The 19,155-nt window shown below is 37.5% G+C and carries 19 protein-coding genes; 10 read left to right on the top strand and 9 right to left on the bottom strand.

Features of this window, described 5'->3' with window-relative positions:
* The first annotated feature begins 15 nt into the window (after positions 1 to 15).
* From pstC to phoU, 4 genes are all read left to right on the top strand, one after another.
* A complete protein-coding gene (pstC, locus tag ACSVH7_RS00525) occupies positions 16 to 1,182 on the top strand; it encodes a phosphate ABC transporter permease subunit PstC (RefSeq protein WP_438064746.1) in 1,167 nt (388 codons plus the stop codon).
* Positions 1,183 to 1,185: 3 nt separating this feature from the next.
* Positions 1,186 to 2,133: a phosphate ABC transporter permease PstA gene (gene pstA / locus ACSVH7_RS00520; RefSeq protein WP_438064745.1), complete on the top strand. Its 948-nt coding sequence runs from the start codon at positions 1,186 to 1,188 to the stop codon at positions 2,131 to 2,133.
* Between the two features lie 313 nt (positions 2,134 to 2,446).
* Entirely contained in the window at positions 2,447 to 3,205 is a 759-nt protein-coding gene (gene pstB, locus ACSVH7_RS00515) for a phosphate ABC transporter ATP-binding protein PstB (protein WP_438064744.1), read from the top strand.
* 71 nt (positions 3,206 to 3,276) lie between these two features.
* Positions 3,277 to 3,945 carry a phosphate signaling complex protein PhoU gene (gene phoU / locus ACSVH7_RS00510; RefSeq protein WP_438064743.1) on the top strand — a complete coding sequence of 223 codons (669 nt, stop codon included), beginning with the start codon at positions 3,277 to 3,279 and terminating at the stop codon, positions 3,943 to 3,945.
* 69 nt (positions 3,946 to 4,014) lie between these two features.
* Here phoU and ACSVH7_RS00505 read toward each other — a convergent pair whose 3' ends face one another.
* From ACSVH7_RS00505 to ACSVH7_RS00495, 3 genes are all read right to left on the bottom strand, one after another.
* Complete coding sequence (locus ACSVH7_RS00505) at positions 4,015 to 5,094, bottom strand: glycosyltransferase (protein WP_438064742.1); 1,080 nt, start codon at positions 5,092 to 5,094, stop codon at positions 4,015 to 4,017.
* 161 nt (positions 5,095 to 5,255) lie between these two features.
* The gene (locus tag ACSVH7_RS00500) at positions 5,256 to 5,783 is read right to left on the bottom strand and encodes a hypothetical protein (protein ID WP_438064741.1); all 528 of its coding nucleotides are present in this window, start codon (positions 5,781 to 5,783) and stop codon (positions 5,256 to 5,258) included.
* A 632-nt stretch (positions 5,784 to 6,415) separates the two neighbouring features.
* On the bottom strand, positions 6,416 to 9,847 hold the full coding sequence (locus ACSVH7_RS00495) for a hypothetical protein (RefSeq protein ID WP_438064740.1): 3,432 nt from the start codon (positions 9,845 to 9,847) through the stop codon (positions 6,416 to 6,418).
* A gap of 242 nt (positions 9,848 to 10,089) precedes the next feature.
* Between ACSVH7_RS00495 and ACSVH7_RS00490 the strand changes: the two genes are divergently transcribed.
* Both ACSVH7_RS00490 and ACSVH7_RS00485 read left to right on the top strand, forming a co-directional pair.
* Positions 10,090 to 10,467 (top strand): VOC family protein, encoded by a 378-nt coding sequence (locus ACSVH7_RS00490; RefSeq protein WP_438064739.1) that lies wholly within the window; start codon positions 10,090 to 10,092, stop codon positions 10,465 to 10,467.
* A 26-nt stretch (positions 10,468 to 10,493) separates the two neighbouring features.
* The gene (locus tag ACSVH7_RS00485) at positions 10,494 to 10,856 is read left to right on the top strand and encodes a DUF2200 domain-containing protein (RefSeq protein ID WP_438064738.1); all 363 of its coding nucleotides are present in this window, start codon (positions 10,494 to 10,496) and stop codon (positions 10,854 to 10,856) included.
* 87 nt (positions 10,857 to 10,943) lie between these two features.
* Here the strand turns inward: ACSVH7_RS00485 and ACSVH7_RS00480 are convergent, their stop codons facing one another.
* Positions 10,944 to 12,203, bottom strand: a complete 1,260-nt coding sequence (locus ACSVH7_RS00480) for an aspartate kinase (RefSeq protein ID WP_438064737.1) — start codon at positions 12,201 to 12,203, stop codon at positions 10,944 to 10,946.
* 67 nt (positions 12,204 to 12,270) lie between these two features.
* Positions 12,271 to 12,747 (bottom strand): N-acetyltransferase family protein, encoded by a 477-nt coding sequence (locus tag ACSVH7_RS00475; protein WP_438065425.1) that lies wholly within the window; start codon positions 12,745 to 12,747, stop codon positions 12,271 to 12,273.
* A 170-nt stretch (positions 12,748 to 12,917) separates the two neighbouring features.
* Here ACSVH7_RS00475 and fbp point away from each other — a divergent pair, with 170 nt between their 5' ends.
* Positions 12,918 to 13,931 carry a class 1 fructose-bisphosphatase gene (fbp, locus tag ACSVH7_RS00470; protein ID WP_438065424.1) on the top strand — a complete coding sequence of 338 codons (1,014 nt, stop codon included), beginning with the start codon at positions 12,918 to 12,920 and terminating at the stop codon, positions 13,929 to 13,931.
* 210 nt (positions 13,932 to 14,141) lie between these two features.
* Here fbp and ACSVH7_RS00465 read toward each other — a convergent pair whose 3' ends face one another.
* Positions 14,142 to 14,573 carry a TerB family tellurite resistance protein gene (locus tag ACSVH7_RS00465; protein WP_438064736.1) on the bottom strand — a complete coding sequence of 144 codons (432 nt, stop codon included), beginning with the start codon at positions 14,571 to 14,573 and terminating at the stop codon, positions 14,142 to 14,144.
* A gap of 264 nt (positions 14,574 to 14,837) precedes the next feature.
* Here ACSVH7_RS00465 and ACSVH7_RS00460 point away from each other — a divergent pair, with 264 nt between their 5' ends.
* From ACSVH7_RS00460 to ACSVH7_RS00450, 3 genes are read left to right on the top strand one after another with little or no spacing between them, the layout of a single operon-like run.
* Positions 14,838 to 15,431: a HupE/UreJ family protein gene (locus ACSVH7_RS00460; RefSeq protein ID WP_438064735.1), complete on the top strand. Its 594-nt coding sequence runs from the start codon at positions 14,838 to 14,840 to the stop codon at positions 15,429 to 15,431.
* 2 nt (positions 15,432 to 15,433) lie between these two features.
* Entirely contained in the window at positions 15,434 to 15,865 is a 432-nt protein-coding gene (locus ACSVH7_RS00455; protein ID WP_438064734.1) for a deoxycytidylate deaminase, read from the top strand.
* Positions 15,866 to 17,437 carry a S41 family peptidase gene (locus ACSVH7_RS00450; protein WP_438064733.1) on the top strand — a complete coding sequence of 524 codons (1,572 nt, stop codon included), beginning with the start codon at positions 15,866 to 15,868 and terminating at the stop codon, positions 17,435 to 17,437. It abuts the gene before it with no gap.
* Positions 17,438 to 17,439: 2 nt separating this feature from the next.
* Here ACSVH7_RS00450 and ACSVH7_RS00445 read toward each other — a convergent pair whose 3' ends face one another.
* The 3 genes from ACSVH7_RS00445 to ACSVH7_RS00435 form a co-directional block, all read right to left on the bottom strand.
* Positions 17,440 to 18,045, bottom strand: coding sequence for an FAD-dependent oxidoreductase (locus tag ACSVH7_RS00445; protein ID WP_438064732.1), 606 nt, complete (start codon positions 18,043 to 18,045; stop codon positions 17,440 to 17,442).
* Positions 18,045 to 18,248 (bottom strand): hypothetical protein, encoded by a 204-nt coding sequence (locus ACSVH7_RS00440; RefSeq protein ID WP_438064731.1) that lies wholly within the window; start codon positions 18,246 to 18,248, stop codon positions 18,045 to 18,047. The genes ACSVH7_RS00445 and ACSVH7_RS00440 overlap by 1 nt, the downstream gene beginning before the upstream one ends.
* A 91-nt stretch (positions 18,249 to 18,339) precedes the next feature.
* Positions 18,340 to 18,918: a MarC family protein gene (locus ACSVH7_RS00435; RefSeq protein ID WP_438064730.1), complete on the bottom strand. Its 579-nt coding sequence runs from the start codon at positions 18,916 to 18,918 to the stop codon at positions 18,340 to 18,342.
* Between the last annotated feature and the right edge of the window lie 237 nt (positions 18,919 to 19,155).

Below are 19,155 nucleotides of genomic sequence, written 5' to 3'. Positions count from 1 at the left end.
CGCAACAGCAACTATATGGATCCTTCCTATCTCCCCGCGTTTACCAAAGAGCAGCTAAAAAAACAATTCCGATGGTCTGAGTTTTTAGCCGAAAAGATAATTTCTAGTGTAGCTTTTCTATCCATTGCTATTATTTTCTTGATTTTTATTTTTGTTTTCAAGGAATCCTTGCCGCTTTTTAGTTCAACTAAAAAAGTTGAGAAAACCGAAGTAAAAGCCACTACATTACAACCCGAAACCTATGGCGGAGCCACTGAAGATTTAGCGCCCGAAACCTACGGAGCACCTTTAGAAGATTTGTCTCCAACAGAAGCAGCGTCGACCGATTTACAGCCAGAAACTTATGGCGAACCTATAGAAGAACTGGCCGTTGAAAATCAGGGAGAAACTAAATTAGCCAAACCCAATCAAGAAGGGGCTGATAAAACGTGGAGTACGTTTGCTTCAGCAGAATGGGTGCCCGTATCCTACAATCCACGTTTTGGTTTGATTTCTTTATTGGTCGGAACATTAAAAGTGACCCTTATTGCTATGCTGATAGCAGGTCCTTTGGCCATTTTGGCGGCAATTTATACTTCTTGTTTTGCCACCAAGCGAAGAAAAGAAATCATTAAACCTATTATAGAAATGTTAGCCGCTTTTCCGTCTGTGGTGATTGGTTTTTTTGCGTTGATGGTGTTGGCAACTTTTTTTCAAGATGTTTTTGGGTATGACTCTCGTTTGAATGCATTTGTCGGGGGTGTAGCGATGGCATTGGCCGCTATACCAATTATCTATACTATTTCTGAAGACGCGCTTTCGGCAGTTCCAAAAACGTTTACCGAAGCCAGTTTGGCCTTAGGCGCTAGTAAATCGCAAACGGCCTTTTTGGTGACTTTACCAGCAGCAACTCCAGGAATTTTCGCAGCCTTATTATTGGGTGTTGGTCGTGTGTTTGGTGAAACTATGATTGCTTTGATGGCGACGGGTAATGCCGCTTTGCTATCGGCGAATCCGTTTGAAAGTGTGCGTACTTTTGCCGCTACCATTGGTTCTGAAATGGCTGAAACGGTATTTGGTGAAACCCATTATAGCGTTTTGTTTTTTATTGGATCGCTGCTTTTTATTTTCTCTTTTGGGTTGAATGCGATTGCAGAGTTTTATGTAAAAGGAAAATTGATCAAAAAATTTCAAGGAAAATAAAGTATGGAGACTTCTACAAACGAAATACAGCATCCTTTTTTGAGCACTGGTAACCAAAAAGGAGATTTAAAAGGAAAAGCTGTTGTTGGGATTACCCAATTGGCTGTTCTTTTAATCATCGCTATTTTATTTATTATTTTAGGTATCATAGTGTATGAGGGAAGATCTAAATTTTCTTGGGAGTTTATTTCTTCTTTTCCTACCAATGGAATGACCGAAGGTGGAATTTTTCCCGCCTTGATTGGAACTTTTATTTTAGTAATTGTAATGTCGATTGCAGCGGTGCCATTTGGAACCATTACCGCTTTGTATTTGACAGAGTACGCGAGTGAGCATTCAAAATTTGCTGCTGCGGTTCGTTTTTCCATTCGTACTTTGGCGGTGGTGCCTTCAATTATTTTTGGGTTGTTTGGATTGGGCTTTTTTATTCAATTTGTAGGTACGGGTGCTGATACCGTTTTTAACGGAGGGCAATTGCGTTGGGGACAACCTAATATTTTATGGGCGAGTTTGACAATGTCTTTATTAACCCTTCCGGTAATCATTGTGTCGGTGGAAGAAGCGTTAAAAACCATCCCAAGAGAATTGCGTGAAGCGAGTTTGGCTTTGGGCGCTACGAAATGGGAAACCATCAAAAATGTAGTGTTGCCAGGTTCTGTCTCTGGAATTATGACCGGTACTATTTTGGCTGTGAGTCGTGGTGCTGGAGAGGTAGCGCCGATTTTGTTTACAGGTGCGGCATACTACTTAGCATCACTACCGGGTTCTTTGAGTGATCAGTTTATGAATTTAGGGTATCATATTTATATTATGTCTACGCAATCTTCGGATGTGGAGAAAACGATGCCTATACAATTTGCTACGACTTTGGTCTTGTTGATTTTGACGTTGTCACTGAATTTAGTAGCGGTATTGATAAGATCTAGAATTAGAAGAAGGGCGAAAGAGTAATGTTTTTTGCGTGAGGGATAGGAACCAATGTCATTAAGTTAAGCGTTTTTTTTGTCATTCTGAGGAACGAAGAATCACATAATGTGAACAGCTTGTGTGATTCCTCCTTCGTCGGAATGACAAAATCGAGAGTCTTTTTTCTTAACTTAATGGCATTGGGATAGGAGCAAAGTACCGAAGTACTGCGTATAGCCCGACCGCAGTTGCGAAAGGCGCAAACTAACGGGTTGCTGAAGGAAGCCTTTTGCAAATGGGGTCACGCCCAACTTATATTTTAAATGCCTTATTTTAAAAATTTGAAGTAAAGATTATTATGAAAGATATAAAAATACAGGTAGAAGACTTGTCGTTGTATTATGGGGAGAAGAAAGCGTTGAATGGGATTTCTTTGCAAATTCCTTCGAACAAAGTTACCGCTTTGATCGGTCCTTCGGGTTGTGGAAAATCGACTTTTTTGAGATGTATTAATAGGATGAATGACTTGATTCCAGGCGTTAAAATTACTGGAGAAATGCTGGTGGAAGGTGTTGATATTTATGATAAGGATGTAGATGTGGTTAATATTAGAAAGAAAATTGGAATGGTTTTTCAAAAATCAAATCCTTTTCCGAAGTCTGTTTATGAAAATGTCGCATATGGTCCTAAAATTAATGGCATTAAAAACAAGGCGCAGTTGGACGAAATCGTTGAGATTTCCTTGCGAAAGGCGGCAATTTGGGAGGAATTAAAAGATCGTTTAACCGAGTCGGCTTTGGGACTTTCTGGTGGTCAACAACAGCGATTGTGTATTGCTAGAACTTTGGCGGTGAGCCCAGATATTATTTTGATGGATGAACCAGCTAGTGCGCTTGATCCTATTTCTACTTCAAAAATTGAAGAATTGGTTCACGAATTGAAAGAGCAGTACACCATAATTATTGTGACCCACAATATGCAACAAGCGGCAAGAACGAGTGATCATACCGCATTTTTCTATATGGGTGAATTGATAGAAATGGGTAAAACTAGAGATATTTTCACTAAACCTGAGAAGAAACAAACCGAAGATTATATTACAGGAAGATTTGGGTAATTGTTTAACTGTTTAATCGGCAATTTGTTTAACCGATAATCGATTAACGTTTTAAACTAAAAAAATAGAGGATGACACATTTTGAAATAGAATTAACAAAATTAAGAGACATCATCACCAAGATTGGTGTTTTGGCTGAAACGCAAGTTGGGGAAGCTGTAAAAGCTATTTTATCTGAACCGATTGAGGGCAAAGAAGTCAAAAAAACGGAACATAAAATTGATAAATTGGATGTAAAAATCGAGGAGATTTGTCAAAATATTTTTGCGTTGCATCAACCAGTAGCCTCAGATTTGAGGTTTATAATGTCGGCTATGCAAATTAGTAATGAGATAGAACGTATAGGTGATTTGTCAATAAGTATTATCAAGAAAACCAAGAGTATCAAAGACAAACACGATTTGATTGCTAAGTTTGCGATTGAAGATTTGACGCGAGAAATCGTTCAAGTTGTTGTTAAAACCAATGCTTGTTTTGTTACTAAAGATGAAAGTATTATTGGGGAAATTTTTGTTTTGAACAAAGCTATCAAATACAAAATAGATGACACTGTTCATCAAATCATCAGCGAAATGAAATCCAATTCGAAAGTAGTAGTTTCTGGAACGAATTTGGTGATGGTGTTGAAACATTTAGAACGTATTTCTGAGCATTGCACCAATGTAGCCGAATCTGTTTATTTTATGGTTCACGCTAAGATTATCAAACACGAGAAATTTGATCTTTCAGGAGAAGAGTAGTTTCTTAAATTGTAAAGGCATATAAGAAAAAGAAATTTGCTAAGGCAAAATGGATGCTTCTTCTATGCCTTATTCTTTTTTAATGGGTTGAAAAACCTCAAAAAGTTCCTCCCAATCTATCGTGGTATTCATTTCTGAAAGGCCTTTGTAATCGGCAATTTTTGACAGCATTTCAATGGTGAAATCTTCTTGATTGGCAAACGGAACGATGCGTTCTTGGTCTAGTTTGACTGCCAAATACTCTTGTTCGTATTGGCCGGGAGTGGGAATAAAAAAGGCTTTTTTGCCTAGTTTTACCAAATCCATAATGGTAGTATAGCCAGAGCGACAAAGGATGCGTTCACTTTCGTTGAAGGTTTGTTCCAATTGGCGGGTATTCATAAAATTGTAAAATGTTACGTCGCCTACAATTTCTTTAACTTGTGTTTTCTCGATGATTCCTTTGATGAAAACCACTTTGCCTTTGAAGCGTTTTACCTCTTCGGTTAATTTTTCTTCTAGAATGCCTCTTTGAGGTTCTGGCCCCGAAAGAATAATCATCAAATCGTATAGTTTTGGACTCTCTTTTTTATGTAAGCGGCTTAGTGGACCAATGTAACGCACGGGAAAAGGTTTTCCGTTTAAGTGGCCCAAATCGCCTGTTAGGTTAGGTGTTCCAGCCACATCGGGGACCCAACACTGTTTGTATTTTTTAATGATGATTTGATGTAATTTGCTAGTAAACCAAGTAGTGTTTCCTGTCATTACATTCAATTGATGGGTAATAAAAACAGAAGGTACTTTGGCGCTAAACACACCTAAGCGATTATCCGAAATGATGCCATCTATTTCGTATTTGGTGACCCATTTTTGCACTAATTTTTTCTCTTCTCTGATGGCTTCAATCATTCGTGGTAAACTTTGAATGAGTTTCCATTTGAAGTTTTTGCCGTTTTTTGCATATTCTATTTGATAAGAAGGTAAGACCAACATTTGGATGTATGGAAACTCTTTTTTCAACAATTCGAGTGCTATACCATCCGAGGCGATGATGGGCGTAAAATTGTTTTCTTGTAAAGCTTTAATGATTGGAATACAACGGGTGGCGTGGCCTAAGCCCCAGTTTAATGGCGCAATGAGTATCGTTTTTGAACTTGAATCCAATGTCATTTACTATCGAATTAGGAATGTATATCCCGCGCAAGGTAGCAATAGTTCTATTTTGTTAAGTTTATAAACTATTATGAAAAGTTTAATTTAACAACTGTTTATATGAAAAAAGGCTTTCTGTAAAAAGAAAGCCTTTGAAATACTGTGATTTACGAGAAAAACTAGTTTTCGATATAGGTTTTATTCCCGTTTTTGTTGATGTAATATCTTCCGCCTCTAGGACCTGTATATACTTTTTTCCCGTTGTATTCACCGGTTACTTTGTCTGGAGTTTTTGGTGCTTTTTCGGTGGTTTCTTTTACTTTAACTTCGGCTGATTTTTTGGTGGCAGTAGTTTCTTTTTTTGCTTTGGTAGTTTTTTCGGTTTTGGCTGCTGCGGTGGCTTTTTTAGCTTCTTTTTCAACGGTTTCTTTTTCGGCGGCGGCTTTTTTGGCAGCTATAGTTGCTTTTCTTTTTTCGTTAGCGGCTTGTTGTTTGGCAGCTTTAGCTTCAGCTTCTTTGGCTTCGGCTTCTTTTTTGGCGGCTATGGTTGCTTTTCGTTTTTCGTTGGCTGCTTTTTGTTTGGCTTCTTTTTCGGCAGCAGAAAGTTCGGTTTTAGCTTGGGTAGTTTTCTTTTTGGTAGCTGTTTCTTGAGCGAAAATGGTGTTGGACGCGATAAACAAGAAACATAAAATCAGTATTCTTTTCATAGTTTTGGTTTTTTTAAATTAATGGAATACTAAAACTACTAATTATTTTTCGGAATTAGATATAAAGTTCTAAAAATCTTAGTGTTACTGTTGGCAAGAATGCCTCAATTTTGCTTTTAGTCCTGATAGGAACGGCATCCTCTTGCCTTGTCCTTAAAACAAGACAAGAGATATAGTGGATAGCAGGAATCCCTGATGGCTGAAAAAGCCTTTTGTTGGCTCTCCTGATTATTTAATTTTTAACATATAAGTCAAGTAAGTTTAATCGTTTTAAGGTTTAAGAGTTTAATCGTTTAAAAGTCCATTATTCTTTGCGAACATTGCGCAATTTGGGTTCTTATATGCCCTTCAATTCCTTATATGGTTCAAAAAAGTCAATAAAAAACTTGAATGACTTATATGTTATAACAATTTATAGCTGTTATTTGTAGTGTTTTATTTTTAACATATAAGTCAAATAAGTTTGAAAATTTTGAGGATATCACTTTGTGAAGTAGTGGATATAAGTTCATAAAAGTTGAGGCTATTGTTTTCAAGTTTCTCTGACTTTGCTTAATTGGACTGCTATTTTTGCTTGTTTTTTTCCAAATAAAACTTGAATGACTTATATGTTATAACAATTTATAGCTGTCCTAAAAATAAGCTCTTAACTGTACATTTCCGGTGTGGATGGCTGCGCTGGTTTCGCTTTTTCGGCCTTGGTAGTTGAAATTAATGTCGAGAAATTGGGTGATGTTTTTTTGCAATAACACACGCCAAGTCAGGTTTTGACCGGTTTGTAAGCCTTCGAGCATTTGGAAACCTACGGCAGATTGTGCATTACCATCGAATTGATTTTGATAAAAAGAGAGTTCGCCGTTGAGGGTAAATTTGGCATTGCGCGCATAACTGAAGGCGGTTCCCAATCGGTTTTGTTGCAGGGTTTCGGCTTGAGCAAGTTGGTTTTCTTTGTGTTGGAATTCATAAAACAATTCCCAACTGGCGTTTTTAGAAAACAAATAGCTGATTTTTGGAGCGATTTGATAGCCTTTGATGTCGAAGTTTTTCTCAGCATAATTTTCGGAAACCACGGCGGTCTCCAATGTTTTGGTAAAGAAGTTCAACAACCAACTTTTTTGAAACAAATGTTGGTATTGCAGTTGGTGCGAGGCATTGCTGTTTTCCTGTGAGCCATTGGACAATAAACTCTTGGACTTGTTTTGCAAATAGGTGTAAGTGACCGAGTGTTTTTGTTTGCCTCGATTGAAAAATAAGCTGTTTCTGAATACAGAGTTGAGTCCCAAAACATCGTCCTTCGGGCTTCCAAACGGATTCAAATCGAAGTTCCCGCCTTCGTTTTTAATTTTTCGGTCCATAATAAACGAGGTTTGGTTGTAGAAATAGGAGGCTATTTTTTTGAACCCTTTTTCGTTTTGCCATTGGTTTGGGTTAATAATTAGGGATTGCGAAAACTTATTTTGATGGGTTTTGATAAAGATTTGGTTAGGCAAAAACACGCGAATGTATTTGGCCAAATCAGGATAAGGTGCGATTTCGAATTCTTGTAATTCTTGGATACCGTTGCCGTTGTAATCGTTCCAAGCGTACACTCCTTGCCCCGCATTGACTTCTAAAAAGGTAAATTCTTGTTGGGCAATCGAACCCGAATTGGTTTCATAGGCCGTGGTGCTTTGTACCAATTGTTTCCAAAAACGGTCGTTGTAGACCACTCTCGAATTGAGTGAAGGCTCTTTTTGTGCCGAGTTATTGGTGTATTCCAAGACACGATAATTGGCAAAAACAGACAAATCGCTTTTGACAGTTTGAAAAACTTTCGATTTTAAGCTAAAGGTTTGCGAATGGTTGACGCGTTGTAACACGCCATTTTGAATACTATCGTTGACTCTTTGCAAATATCCCAAAGCCACGAAAACTTTGGTGCTATCGCCGCGACCTGCAAATCCTCCTATCTCTGAAAAACGCTGGCTGATGGGCGTGAAGGTTTGGGTACTTTTGATTTTCTCTTGGTTGTCTTCTAAACGGAAAGTAGCACCCACCCAATTTTTCTTTTTGTGAAAACGGACTTGGGTTTGTTGGCGAACAAAATTTGAAGTGCTCAACAAATTATCACTTTTGAGTACGCTGGTTTGGTTTTGAAAACGCCAATTCGGAAGCTGGAAGTGCGCCATTATGCGGTGTTTTTGCCCAGAAAAAGAATCGGTAAAATCTAATTTTTCCAGTTGATAAGACGCATTGCCTTTTAGCGCTCCTTTGTAGTTTGGGTTCCATTCGCTTTGGATTCCTGCAGTCCAGAAGCTTTGATTACCAGTGGTTGTGGTGCCCAAATTCCAATCTCGATTGAATTCGATGTTGAACAATCGTTCTACGGTTTTGAAGCTTTCGGCTATGTATTGGTAATTGCCTATGAAATCCAAATTCCATTTTCCGGTAAACAAACGTTGCTTGGTGTTGAGTTTTGCAGCTAATCCTTTGTTTTGATTGTCATCAAGACTCGAGAACAAGTTTTGGTCGTTGTTGCTCACGCCAATTTCAAAATCAGTACTGCTTTTTTCATTCGGCTGATATTGCCCTAAAAATGTAGCGATTTGTATTTTTTTGGGAGCAATGAGCGGAATCGTTGGCTCATATTCTCCTTGTAAAATCCCGTTGATGGGCGCTATGTATTCGTAAATTCGGCCAATTGCTCCGGAGTTTTTTAGAATATAATTTCCTTGATTTGGTCCTGTTTTACTGAAGCGAACATTGTACAAAACAGCTTGGTCGTTGGTTGAAAATTCAAAGTATTCAATACCATTGACACTTTTTTTCTCATACAAGATTTTATTTTCAGAATACGAATCTTCATAGGCCGATGGCGCATTCATTTTGCTTGGGTCGTTGCCCGCATTTTGTAAAATGGCAACTTGTTCTTTGGACAAACTTTGTTGCACGGGTTGGTTTTTCAAGTCGCTTTCTGAATACAAATAACTACCAAAACTCCAGTTTTTGTTTTGGTGCAGTCCACCTCCATAGCTTACAATTCGGGTGTAGTTTTGGTCTGTAAATTGGTATTCGACTACAATTCGCATTTCGGAAGTGATGGTGAATAAAGGCGTAAAGACCAACTCACCCGCGTTGTAATCCATCACATAATCGTTGTTCTCTCCACGTTTTAGCAAATTGCCATTGACATACACACGCTCTGAACCCGAAACGATCAATACGTAGGCTTCTTCATTATTGCCTTTGAGTTTATAAGGACCTTGATTGCCCTCTTGACCAATAAATGCACTTCTGGCATATTGTCCTCTGACCAAACCAACAGCAGCCTCGATTTTGGTATGTTTTTCGGTGTTGCTCCAATCGAATTGGGTGCTCAAACCTTGTACTTTTTTGTTGAAATTCATAAACTGAGACGTTCGATTTTCTAAAAATAAATCGCCTCCGCGGACTCTCCAATCCTTGCTGTACAATTCCATAAAAATATTATCAAACTGATCCAGTCTTTGCGAATAGCCTCCGTCTTGTAGCGGAATATTACTGTCTTGAATCGAGGCGCTAATACTGACTTTGTCGGAGAGTTTACCGCTGATTTGCAGATCCAAATTCGAGTTGAGCACCGCGTTTTGATTGTTACCCACCGTAACTCCTCGCGTGATGCTTCCAGAGGTATTGAGCCCATCAAAAGGTGTTGTTTTTTTAGGATTCGTTTCTGCCATTTGATATAAAGTACCCTTCAGCGCTTCGTTGTTAACCACTAGACTATCCGAGTAGACTTGGTAGGTTTTGGTTAAAAAATCGGGGTACTTTAGGTACTGAGCCGTTAGTTCTTCGGCGGTAAGTGTCGAAATAGATTGTAACAGCAAATAGCCTTTTTCAAAATTCACGCTGTAGTTTGTGGTGGGAAGTGTCTCTTTATTGTCGGTTGTAATTTTAAAAAAACTCGGATTGATACTGGTTTTTTCTAGCCAAATGGTATCTGTCGTGATTCGGACTTGTTTAGTGCGATAGGACGACTGATTTTCCTGCGCGTATACGCCAGAAAGCCAAAAGAAGACTCCAAGAAACACAATTTTATTCCACATAGTTACGATAACGTCCAATGTTCAAAAGTAGTATTTAATAGTGAATAGTGGTAGGGAATAATAATTTGATGGATTGTGGTTTAAGTAGTGATAATTTTAATTGTATTTTTATAGATAGTGAATTCTAGAATTCTTTATAGGATTGCTAGCACTATTCAATTTGTACAATGCGTTACATTGAGAAAAATAGAAAATAAATAATTGATTTATAATTAGATATAATAATTAAAAAAAGTAAGGAAATGAAAAGAGTAACAGGAATTGGTGGTGTTTTCTTCAAATGTAAAGACCCACAAAAAGTAACAGAATGGTATCGAAAGCATCTTGGTTTAGCTACCAATCCTTATGGAGCCACATTTGAATGGCTAGAAAGTGAAGAAAGTACCAAAAAGGGTATAACTCAGTGGTCACCGTTTCCAGAAGAGACCAACTATTTTGAACCTTCTACTAAAGATTTTATGATCAATTATCGAGTAGAAAACTTGGAACGATTGGTTGAAGAATTAAGAAAAGAAGGAGTGACAATTTTGGATGTAATTGAAACTTATGATTATGGTAAATTTGTTCACATTTTAGATTCGGAAGGGAATAAAGTAGAATTGTGGGAACCAATTGGCTAGTTACTATATTTATCTACTTCAAAATTATGGCACATCCTAAAAATTATGAACGCGTTTTTGCAATGACTTTTGCGAGTGTTTATCCGCATTATTTAACCAAGGTCCTCAAAAAAAATCGCTCCCAAGAAGAGCTTGATGCAATTATTTGTTGGCTAACAGGGTATACACCACAAGCCTTGCAACGCCAAATGGAAACGAAAGTAGATTTTGAAACTTTTTTTGCCCAAGCGCCTCAATTGCATCCCAATGCTAGCCAAATTACAGGAGTGATTTGTGGTTATCGGGTTGAAGACATCGAACATCCGTTGATGCAGAAAATCCGCTATTTAGATAAATTGGTCGACGAACTAGCTAAAGGAAAAGCTATGGAGAAGATTTTGAGGAGTTAGCAAGCGAGCTGTTTTGTAATTAATGCGATTTATTTTCAATAAAAAAAAGACCATTTTAAAACTGCTTTAAAATGGTCTTTCTTGTTTTTATAAAGTCTCTTTGGTGATGATTTGCATCGTTTCACGACTGACTTGTTTGAGTAGGACTAGCTTATTTTCTTCTACCAGTTTAGCGGCTTGATCGTTAAAATGACGAATGGTATACAAAGTCACATCTTCGTTAAATTCAACTTTGAATTTTTTAGATAAAATACTATTCAATTCTGTGAAATTTTCAAATTTGTCCTCTACACAAACGGAGAAACTAATGGCCGAGTTTTGAATCAAGTTCACTTTGATTTTGTACTTATGGAACAAGGCAAAGATTTCACTAATGTTTTCCTCCATAATAAAAGAAAAGTCAATAGACGAGAGCGAAATCATCAATTGGTTGCGTTTTACAATAAAACAAGGCAATTGAGGTTCTAAATCAGCTCCTTTAGAGACAGAAGTCCCTTTCAATAAAGGATTTATAAAGGATTTTACATATAATGGGATTTCCTTTTTTTGTAAAGGTTGTAAGGTTTTCGGGTGAATTACCGTGGCGCCGTAAAAAGCTAGTTCAATCGCTTCACGATACGAAATCTGATTTAGTAAACTCGCATTTTCAAAATACCTTGGGTCGGCATTCATCACTCCTGGAACGTCTTTCCAAATCGTTACACTCTCCGCATTCAAGCAATACGCAAAAATAGCCGCAGTATAATCCGATCCTTCTCTTCCTAAAGTGGTTGTGAAATGATTTTCATCCGATCCTAAAAATCCTTGGGTGATATTCAAGGTTTTGGTCTTGACGGTTTTGGTAATATTCACTTTGGTTTGCTCCCAATCTACTTCGGCATCACGATAGTTAGCATTGGTTTTAATCAAATTGCGAACATCTACCCATTGTGTCTCGATTTCCATATAGTTCATGAAATAACTCAAAATAGTAGTCGAAATCAATTCTCCAAAACTCACCACCTGATCATACACAAAGTTGTAATTAGGAGACTTGTTGTGCGCTAAGAAGTATTCTAATTCGGCAAACAACAAGTTTACTGCGCTAAAAACAGGATTATTTTCGTTTTCAAACAAATCCAAAATGATTTGGTTGTGGTACTTTTTTACTTCTTGAACCGACGAATTTAATTCTGGCGATTTGTCAAAGTAATTTTTGATCACGACTTCTAATGCGTTCGTCGTTTTTCCCATGGCCGAAACCACCAATAAAACATCATCATATCCCACAGTTTTTAATACGTGGTGTACATTTTTTATCCCTTCCGCATCTTTTACAGAAGCTCCTCCAAATTTAAAAACTCTCATGCTATCATCTTAAATTGTAAATCAGTCTTTTGCCCTATTCAATAGTACAGTAAGACGTATGTTTTGGTTATTTATTTTTTTCTAAAAAGGCATCAATCCCGTTTTGATCCATTTGTACTACGCTCCAATCGTACAAAACTTTGGCGCCTGAATTCTCATAGAAAGCAATAGCAGGGGTGTTCCAGTCCAAAACATTCCATTCGATTCTTCTCACGCCATCGGTTTTACCTTGCTCCATTATGGCCGCGTAAAGTGCAGAGCCAAGACCAGTCCCACGCATGCTTTCTTTCACCACCAAATCTTCTAGATGAATCGTTTTCCCTTTCCAAGTAGAATAGCGATAATAATATAAAGCGATGCCTACAATCTCTTGCTCCTTTTCAGCAACAAAAACAGAAAACAAAGGATTTTCACCAAAACCATCTCTGATCAAATCCGCCTCAGTAATCACAACTGCTTCCGGCTCTTTTTCAAATACAGCGAGTTCTTTTATTAATGCTAAAACACCTTGCATGTCAGTAGCTTCTCCTTTTCGTATTGTCATCATTTTTGATATTTAGTTTCTAAATTGTCTAAAAACACCGCTAAAAATACATTTTTTTTGTCAATTTAATCGCAAAGATACAATAGTGTTGAACTAAGTAAATAATATTGAATTCATTTTCACAAAAAAACCGATATTTGTTACCTCAAACTAACTACAACGATTTCGTAATGGAAGAACGCAACAAAACCTTAGGTGAATTTATCATCGAAAAACAAAACCAATTTCAATACTCCTCAGGAGAGCTATCCCGAATCATCAACTCCATCCGCCTTGCAGCCAAAGTAGTGAACTACAAAGTAAACAAAGCCGGACTAGTAGATATTGTAGGGGCTGCAGGAGAACAAAACATTCAAGGCGAAGACCAACAAAAATTAGACGTCTATGCCAATGACATTTTTATTCAAACCCTAATCAATCGCGAAATTGTATGCGGTATCGCCTCCGAAGAAAACGACGATTTCATCACCGTAGAAGGTTCGGACAGCAGTCACAACAACAAATATGTCGTATTAATGGATCCTCTTGATGGCTCTTCTAATATTGATGTAAACGTGTCAGTAGGCACAATTTTTTCCGTGTACCGTCGCGTAACCCCCATCGGAACACCAGTAACCATCGAGGATTTCTTGCAGCCAGGCATCAATCAAGTCGCCGCAGGATATGTCATTTATGGCACCTCCACTATGCTCGTCTATACCACCGGACATGGCGTAAACGGATTTACCCTGAACCCCGCCATCGGAACCTTTTATTTGTCGCATCCTAACATGAAATACGCTCCTGATGGAAATATTTATTCCATCAACGAAGGGAATTATGTACACTTTCCACAAGGGGTAAAAGATTATATTAAATATTGCCAGCTCGAAGAAGGCGATCGCCCGTACACCTCACGTTATATCGGAAGTTTGGTTTCTGATTTTCACCGTAATATGATTAAAGGCGGAATTTATTTGTATCCTACCAGTTCCAAAGCGCCCAACGGAAAATTGCGATTGCTCTACGAATGCAATCCCATGGCTTTCCTCGCTGAGCAAGCTGGTGCCAAAGCATCGGATGGTTTTGGTCGCATCATGGAAATCCAGCCTACAGAGTTGCACCAACGAGTACCTTTCTTTTGCGGTAGCTACAATATGGTAGTAAAAGCCGAAGAATTTATGGCAAAAGCAAAAAATAATTAGAAGCGAAACATCAGGCATTTTCAGTAAACATGGGTTCCTGATCGCAGCGGTATCCTTTACTGCCGAACCCCGGCAGTAAAGGATACCGCTGCGATCAGGGCTATAAGAAAAACAATTCGCTTCTTTGTAAGCATAAAAAAACCGGTAGTTGTAAAAAGCCACCGGTTTTCTGTTTTAAAATATTTTTCACTAATGACTAATCACTAATCACTATTTATTCATATTCTTCATTTCAAAGATAAAAGTATCTAACTCTACTTTTTTATCAAGTAGAGTTAGTGCCTTATTTACAATATAACCCACATTTCCAGGAGTAAAGCCTAGCGCCAAACCAAAACGCACTAACAGTCGCTCTTGTTTATCGCCCAGTTGATGATCCACATGAACCATCCGACCCAAATCATACAATCTTTCTAGCCGCTCCACATACAAATAAGGTGGGTTAATATCATAGTTCAAGGGGTTTTTTAAAATTTCGTGGTACTCCTCGGCAGAGAAGTCCAAGCGAGAAGCCAGTTTGTCCAAAAAAGCTTGTTCTTCCGCAGAAGTATGGCCATCCGCTACCGCTACACGAACAATAGCTGAAAAATGACCTTTGTTGCGTTGTTTGAATTCGTTATCAAATAAATCTGAAATTGACATAATCGTTGTTTTTATGGTTGTATTAAAGATACGAATTTTTTTAAAAAAGTAGGAATAACGGGTTGAAATAATCTACTATGGGCTAGTAAAATTAGTAGTATCAAATACTTTATTCAACCTAAATCCCGAGAGAGATGAAAATTAATGCCTTTCAATTTTAAACTTTAAAAAAAAATTAGTGCATTCGTGGCCAATTTTCAAACAGCTCCTTTTCAAAAATTATTGTAAGTTTACGCACCCTTAATCAAATTTATACAATTACCTATGTCAGAATTTTGGATTTATTTTCAAATCGGTTTACGTCACGTTTTAGATATTCATGCCTATGATCATGTATTATTTTTAATCGCTTTAGCAGTACCCTATTCGTTCAATGATTGGAAACGCATCTTGTGGTTAGTTACCTTATTTACCTTAGGGCATACCATGGCATTATTTCTGTCAGTTTACGGTATTATCGCCATAAAAGTCAACGTTGTCGAGTTGTTGATCCCCATTACGATTTTGATTACTGCATTGTTTAATTTATTTACCGCTGGGAAGTCCAGCAAAAAAGAGAGTATTAATCTGGTGTTTTTCATCACTTTGTTCTTTGGAATCATTCACGGTTTAGGATTTTCTAATTATTTCAAGACGATTTTAGGCGGAACGGCCAATTCCAAATTATTACCGTTATGCGAATTCGCTATAGGAATCGAAGCAGCGCAGATTGCGGTAGTTTTTGTAGTTTTGGTACTGTCTTATATTGTACAAACAGTTTTTAGATTTTCAAAAAGAGATTGGACTTTGGTCATGTCTTCTTTTATAATCGGTGTAGTGCTTCCCATGATTGTTGAAAGTGAATTTTGGTTACGATAAAAATGAACGAAATAAAATTAAATAAATACGACAAAGCCTACTTACGAATCGCAAGAGAATGGAGTTTGTTGTCATACTGCAAACGCAAACAAGTGGGAGCCATCATTGTAAAAGACCGAATGATTATTTCGGATGGTTACAACGGCACGCCTTCAGGATTTGAAAATTGTTGCGAAGACGACGAAGGATTAACGCGTTGGGATGTACTACATGCCGAAGCGAATGCCATTCTCAAAGTAGCACGCTCAACACAGTCTTGCGAAGGAGCCACCTTGTACATCACGCTTTCTCCTTGTAAAGAATGCAGTAAGTTGATTCACCAATCTGGAATTAAAAGAGTGGTATACCAAAACGGATATCGTGATGATTCTGGAATACAATTTTTAATAAAAGCAGGCGTTGAGGTCATTCATGTGCCTAATCTCGAAGATTAAATGAAAATACACAACCACTATCTCCCGATTCTTTTGAGTGCGACTTTAGCACTTGGCGTAGGTATTGGCGGTTGGCTCAATGTTCCAAGAAATCCAGGAGGGATAGCCTCTAATGCTTCCAAATCAAAGTTGAATGCTTTGATTGATTTCATCAATAATGACTATGTAGACAAGGTCAATACGGATTCTATTGTGAATTTGACAGTAGACACTATTTTGGACAAGTTAGACCCGCATTCTGTTTATATTCCGCCGAGTGAACAAGCGCAAGTTGCTGAGAGTATGAAAGGTGATTTTGTAGGAATTGGGATCAATTTTTACATGTACAAAGACACCGTTGCGGTCATAAAACCTGTTGCTAATGGCCCTTCGGCAAAAGCAGGAATACAAGCAGGTGACCGATTACTATACGCCGGAAAAACCAAATTATTCGGACGACATTTGCCTAGTGATAGCCTTTTTGCAAAACTAAAAGGAACCGTAGGGTCTGATGTTGAAGTGACGGTGTTTAGAAAAATTACGCAGCAGAAATTGAAATTCAAAATAAAGAGAGCTATAATTCCGCTAAAAAGTGTTGACGTGGCTTTGATGTTGAATCCTACGGTGGGTTATATCAAAATCAACCGCTTTGCCGAAACTACCTTTGCCGAATTTAACTCTGGATTATCACAATTAAAAAAGCAAGGTGCGCAGACCCTAGTGTTAGATTTGCGTGACAATGGCGGAGGATATATGGAAGAAGCCATTGCAATAGCCGATCATTTTTTGAAAGAGAACGACTTGATTGTTTTTACCAAAAGTAAAAGTGGAACGATAGAAAAAACCTTCGCTACAGAAAAAGGGAATTTTGAATCGGGTAGATTATTCGTTTTAATCAACGAGAATAGTGCTTCTGCAAGCGAAATTCTGGCAGGTGCGATACAAGATAACGATCGCGGCACCATAGTTGGACGTCGTTCTTTTGGTAAAGGACTGGTGCAACGCGAAATGGATTTTAAAGACGGTTCTGCCGTGCGTTTGACAGTGGCGAGATATTATACTCCTTCGGGGCGTTCTATTCAAAAACCTTATGCTAAAGGGAATGCTGATTATTTTAAAGAATCAGAACATCGTTTTTTGAATGGCGAATTGTATCACAAAGACAGTATTAAGGTAGTAGATACTTTGAAATTCAAAACCAAAAAAGGCAAATTAGTCTATGGAGGTGGCGGAATCGTTCCAGATGTTTTTGTACCAATTAGTGCTGAAAAAGGAGAAGAAAGTACTTCTTTATTAGTGCAATCAGGTATGGTGGGGCATTTTGTTTTTGAAGTTTTAGATCAGAATCGCAAAGCGTTCCAAGGGCTGATTTTTAAGGAGTTTCAAGTACAATTCAATACTGAAAGGTATTTTAATTTATTCCAAAACTATCTCAAAGAGAACGGGTTGTTGCTACCTTTGGAAAAAAGTAAAGTAGCAGTGAATCAATATATCAAGGCCGAATTTGCCAGACAATTATTTGGGGAAGACTTTTTTTATCAAATTGTCTTGAAACAAGATGAGATGGTTAAAAAAGTGTTGACTAAAAAATAGCTTTACCGAATACTGTCGTGCGCATGCGTTTGTACACCGTTATTCCACAATGTAAGAATATCTGTTGCTACGGAGGCGCCACTTCCAGCTGCAATGGCTAGTTGACTTCTCCAACCTGCGAGTGTACCTATTACATAAATACCTTCTGTTACTTTGTGGTCTGTATTTCGCAATTGTATGCGTTGTTTCTCAGGCAAGGCTTTTTTATGAGGTTCCACAAAGTGCAGCAAGCCTTCAATCGCAAAGGTGTTAGCGGAACCAATGCCTACAACAAGGTTTCGGGCAGCATAGGTGTTTTTATTAGTGAAGACTTTAAAATCAGGATAATATCCTTCTATTTTTACTACTTTTTCATCAGGAATTTGTAGAATATGGGGATAAGTAGTGGCTAAATGCGAGTTGCTTTGTTTTAACAATTCACTTCCCAACGTACCTGCTGGAATCCCATAGGCATTATTAAACAAGGCTTCTTGTAGTGAAGAGGCTTTTTGATGGGTAAAAATTCCAATTTTTTTACTAGAAACAAAAGGTTTGTTTTGTCCAGAACCTAAAACCAAAGCGCAAGACATTCCTGAAACGCCACCGCCAATAATTAAAACATCAAACATTAATAATGGCCCTTTGTTTTTTCTTCTATTTTTTTAGAAATTCTGAAGATTAGAAGAATCAAAACCGCACAAAAAGAAGCGCCAACCCCAATAAGAGCGACAGCACTTTTCCCTTCTAAGGGTTGTGAAAAATCTAACATCGTAATGTTAAATATGATTAATGCAACAGCTAAAAAAATTAAAATAGAAGTAAAAATTTTCATGGTATTTTTATTTAATGTAACAACACTTTGATTATGAGTGACTAAAAAAGGGTGTTAAGGTATTATCTTTGTAAATTTATAGATTTTTTTTTTAGACAAACAAGGCTTTAACATTAGCGGCAAATAATTTAACAGCAATGGCCAAAAGTACTACTCCAAAAGTTTTTCGAACCACTCCAAGGCCATTTTTACCCAGCATTTTTTCAATCTTACCAGAGGATTTTAAAACGACATACACTAAAACAATATTTAATATAATTCCAGTTACAATATTTATGGTATGGAATTGGGAACGCAAAGACAGTAGTGTAGTCATCGTTCCTGCCCCTGCAATAAGTGGGAAAGCGATTGGAACTATTGAAGCAGAATTCGCCTCTTCGTCACGATACAAATGAATCCCTAATATCATTTCTAGTGCTAAAAAGAATAGTACAAAAGATCCTGCTACAGCAAAAGAATGAACATCAATTCCAATTAAGCTCAAAAATTCTTCTCCTATAAATAAAAAGACGATCATGATTAAACCCGCTACTAATGAAGCTTTTTCTGATTCAATATGACCGTGTTTGGCTCTTAAATTAATGATAATAGGAATAGAACCTACAATGTCAATAACAGCAAATAACACCATGCCTACGGTAGCTACTTCTCTCAAATTGAATTCTAACATATCCTTTTTTTGTGTTCAAAGGTAAAAATTTGTAGCTATTTTTGATGATTTATCGCAATAAAACGTTTTTCAGCATTAAATTTCTAGGTGTAGCCTAGTTTTGTACTATGATTCAATAGGATAGCGGTCCAATGTGTGGGCTTTTTTTGTGTCTGAAGGAAGGACAATTGTTAAAGAACAATTAAATAGAAATCGTGTGCTTGGGTTTGATTAACTTTGCCCAAAATTAAAAGCACT

Origin of the sequence: Flavobacterium sp. TSSA_36, assembly GCF_051547165.1 — a bacterium.
Classification (GTDB): Bacteria; Bacteroidota; Bacteroidia; order Flavobacteriales; family Flavobacteriaceae; genus Flavobacterium.
This window is presented reverse-complemented; position numbering and strand designations above follow the sequence as displayed.

Coding starts and splice junctions, on each gene's coding strand:
- pstC (WP_438064746.1), top strand. CDS start 16: ATGGATCCTTCCTATCTCCCCGCGTTTACCAAAGAGCAGCTAAAAAAA.
- pstA (WP_438064745.1), top strand. CDS start 1,186: ATGGAGACTTCTACAAACGAAATACAGCATCCTTTTTTGAGCACTGGT.
- pstB (WP_438064744.1), top strand. CDS start 2,447: ATGAAAGATATAAAAATACAGGTAGAAGACTTGTCGTTGTATTATGGG.
- phoU (WP_438064743.1), top strand. CDS start 3,277: ATGACACATTTTGAAATAGAATTAACAAAATTAAGAGACATCATCACC.
- ACSVH7_RS00505 (WP_438064742.1), bottom strand. CDS start 5,094: ATGACATTGGATTCAAGTTCAAAAACGATACTCATTGCGCCATTAAAC.
- ACSVH7_RS00500 (WP_438064741.1), bottom strand. CDS start 5,783: ATGAAAAGAATACTGATTTTATGTTTCTTGTTTATCGCGTCCAACACC.
- ACSVH7_RS00495 (WP_438064740.1), bottom strand. CDS start 9,847: ATGTGGAATAAAATTGTGTTTCTTGGAGTCTTCTTTTGGCTTTCTGGC.
- ACSVH7_RS00490 (WP_438064739.1), top strand. CDS start 10,090: ATGAAAAGAGTAACAGGAATTGGTGGTGTTTTCTTCAAATGTAAAGAC.
- ACSVH7_RS00485 (WP_438064738.1), top strand. CDS start 10,494: ATGGCACATCCTAAAAATTATGAACGCGTTTTTGCAATGACTTTTGCG.
- ACSVH7_RS00480 (WP_438064737.1), bottom strand. CDS start 12,203: ATGAGAGTTTTTAAATTTGGAGGAGCTTCTGTAAAAGATGCGGAAGGG.
- ACSVH7_RS00475 (WP_438065425.1), bottom strand. CDS start 12,747: ATGACAATACGAAAAGGAGAAGCTACTGACATGCAAGGTGTTTTAGCA.
- fbp (WP_438065424.1), top strand. CDS start 12,918: ATGGAAGAACGCAACAAAACCTTAGGTGAATTTATCATCGAAAAACAA.
- ACSVH7_RS00465 (WP_438064736.1), bottom strand. CDS start 14,573: ATGTCAATTTCAGATTTATTTGATAACGAATTCAAACAACGCAACAAA.
- ACSVH7_RS00460 (WP_438064735.1), top strand. CDS start 14,838: ATGTCAGAATTTTGGATTTATTTTCAAATCGGTTTACGTCACGTTTTA.
- ACSVH7_RS00455 (WP_438064734.1), top strand. CDS start 15,434: ATGAACGAAATAAAATTAAATAAATACGACAAAGCCTACTTACGAATC.
- ACSVH7_RS00450 (WP_438064733.1), top strand. CDS start 15,866: ATGAAAATACACAACCACTATCTCCCGATTCTTTTGAGTGCGACTTTA.
- ACSVH7_RS00445 (WP_438064732.1), bottom strand. CDS start 18,045: ATGTTTGATGTTTTAATTATTGGCGGTGGCGTTTCAGGAATGTCTTGC.
- ACSVH7_RS00440 (WP_438064731.1), bottom strand. CDS start 18,248: ATGAAAATTTTTACTTCTATTTTAATTTTTTTAGCTGTTGCATTAATC.
- ACSVH7_RS00435 (WP_438064730.1), bottom strand. CDS start 18,918: ATGTTAGAATTCAATTTGAGAGAAGTAGCTACCGTAGGCATGGTGTTA.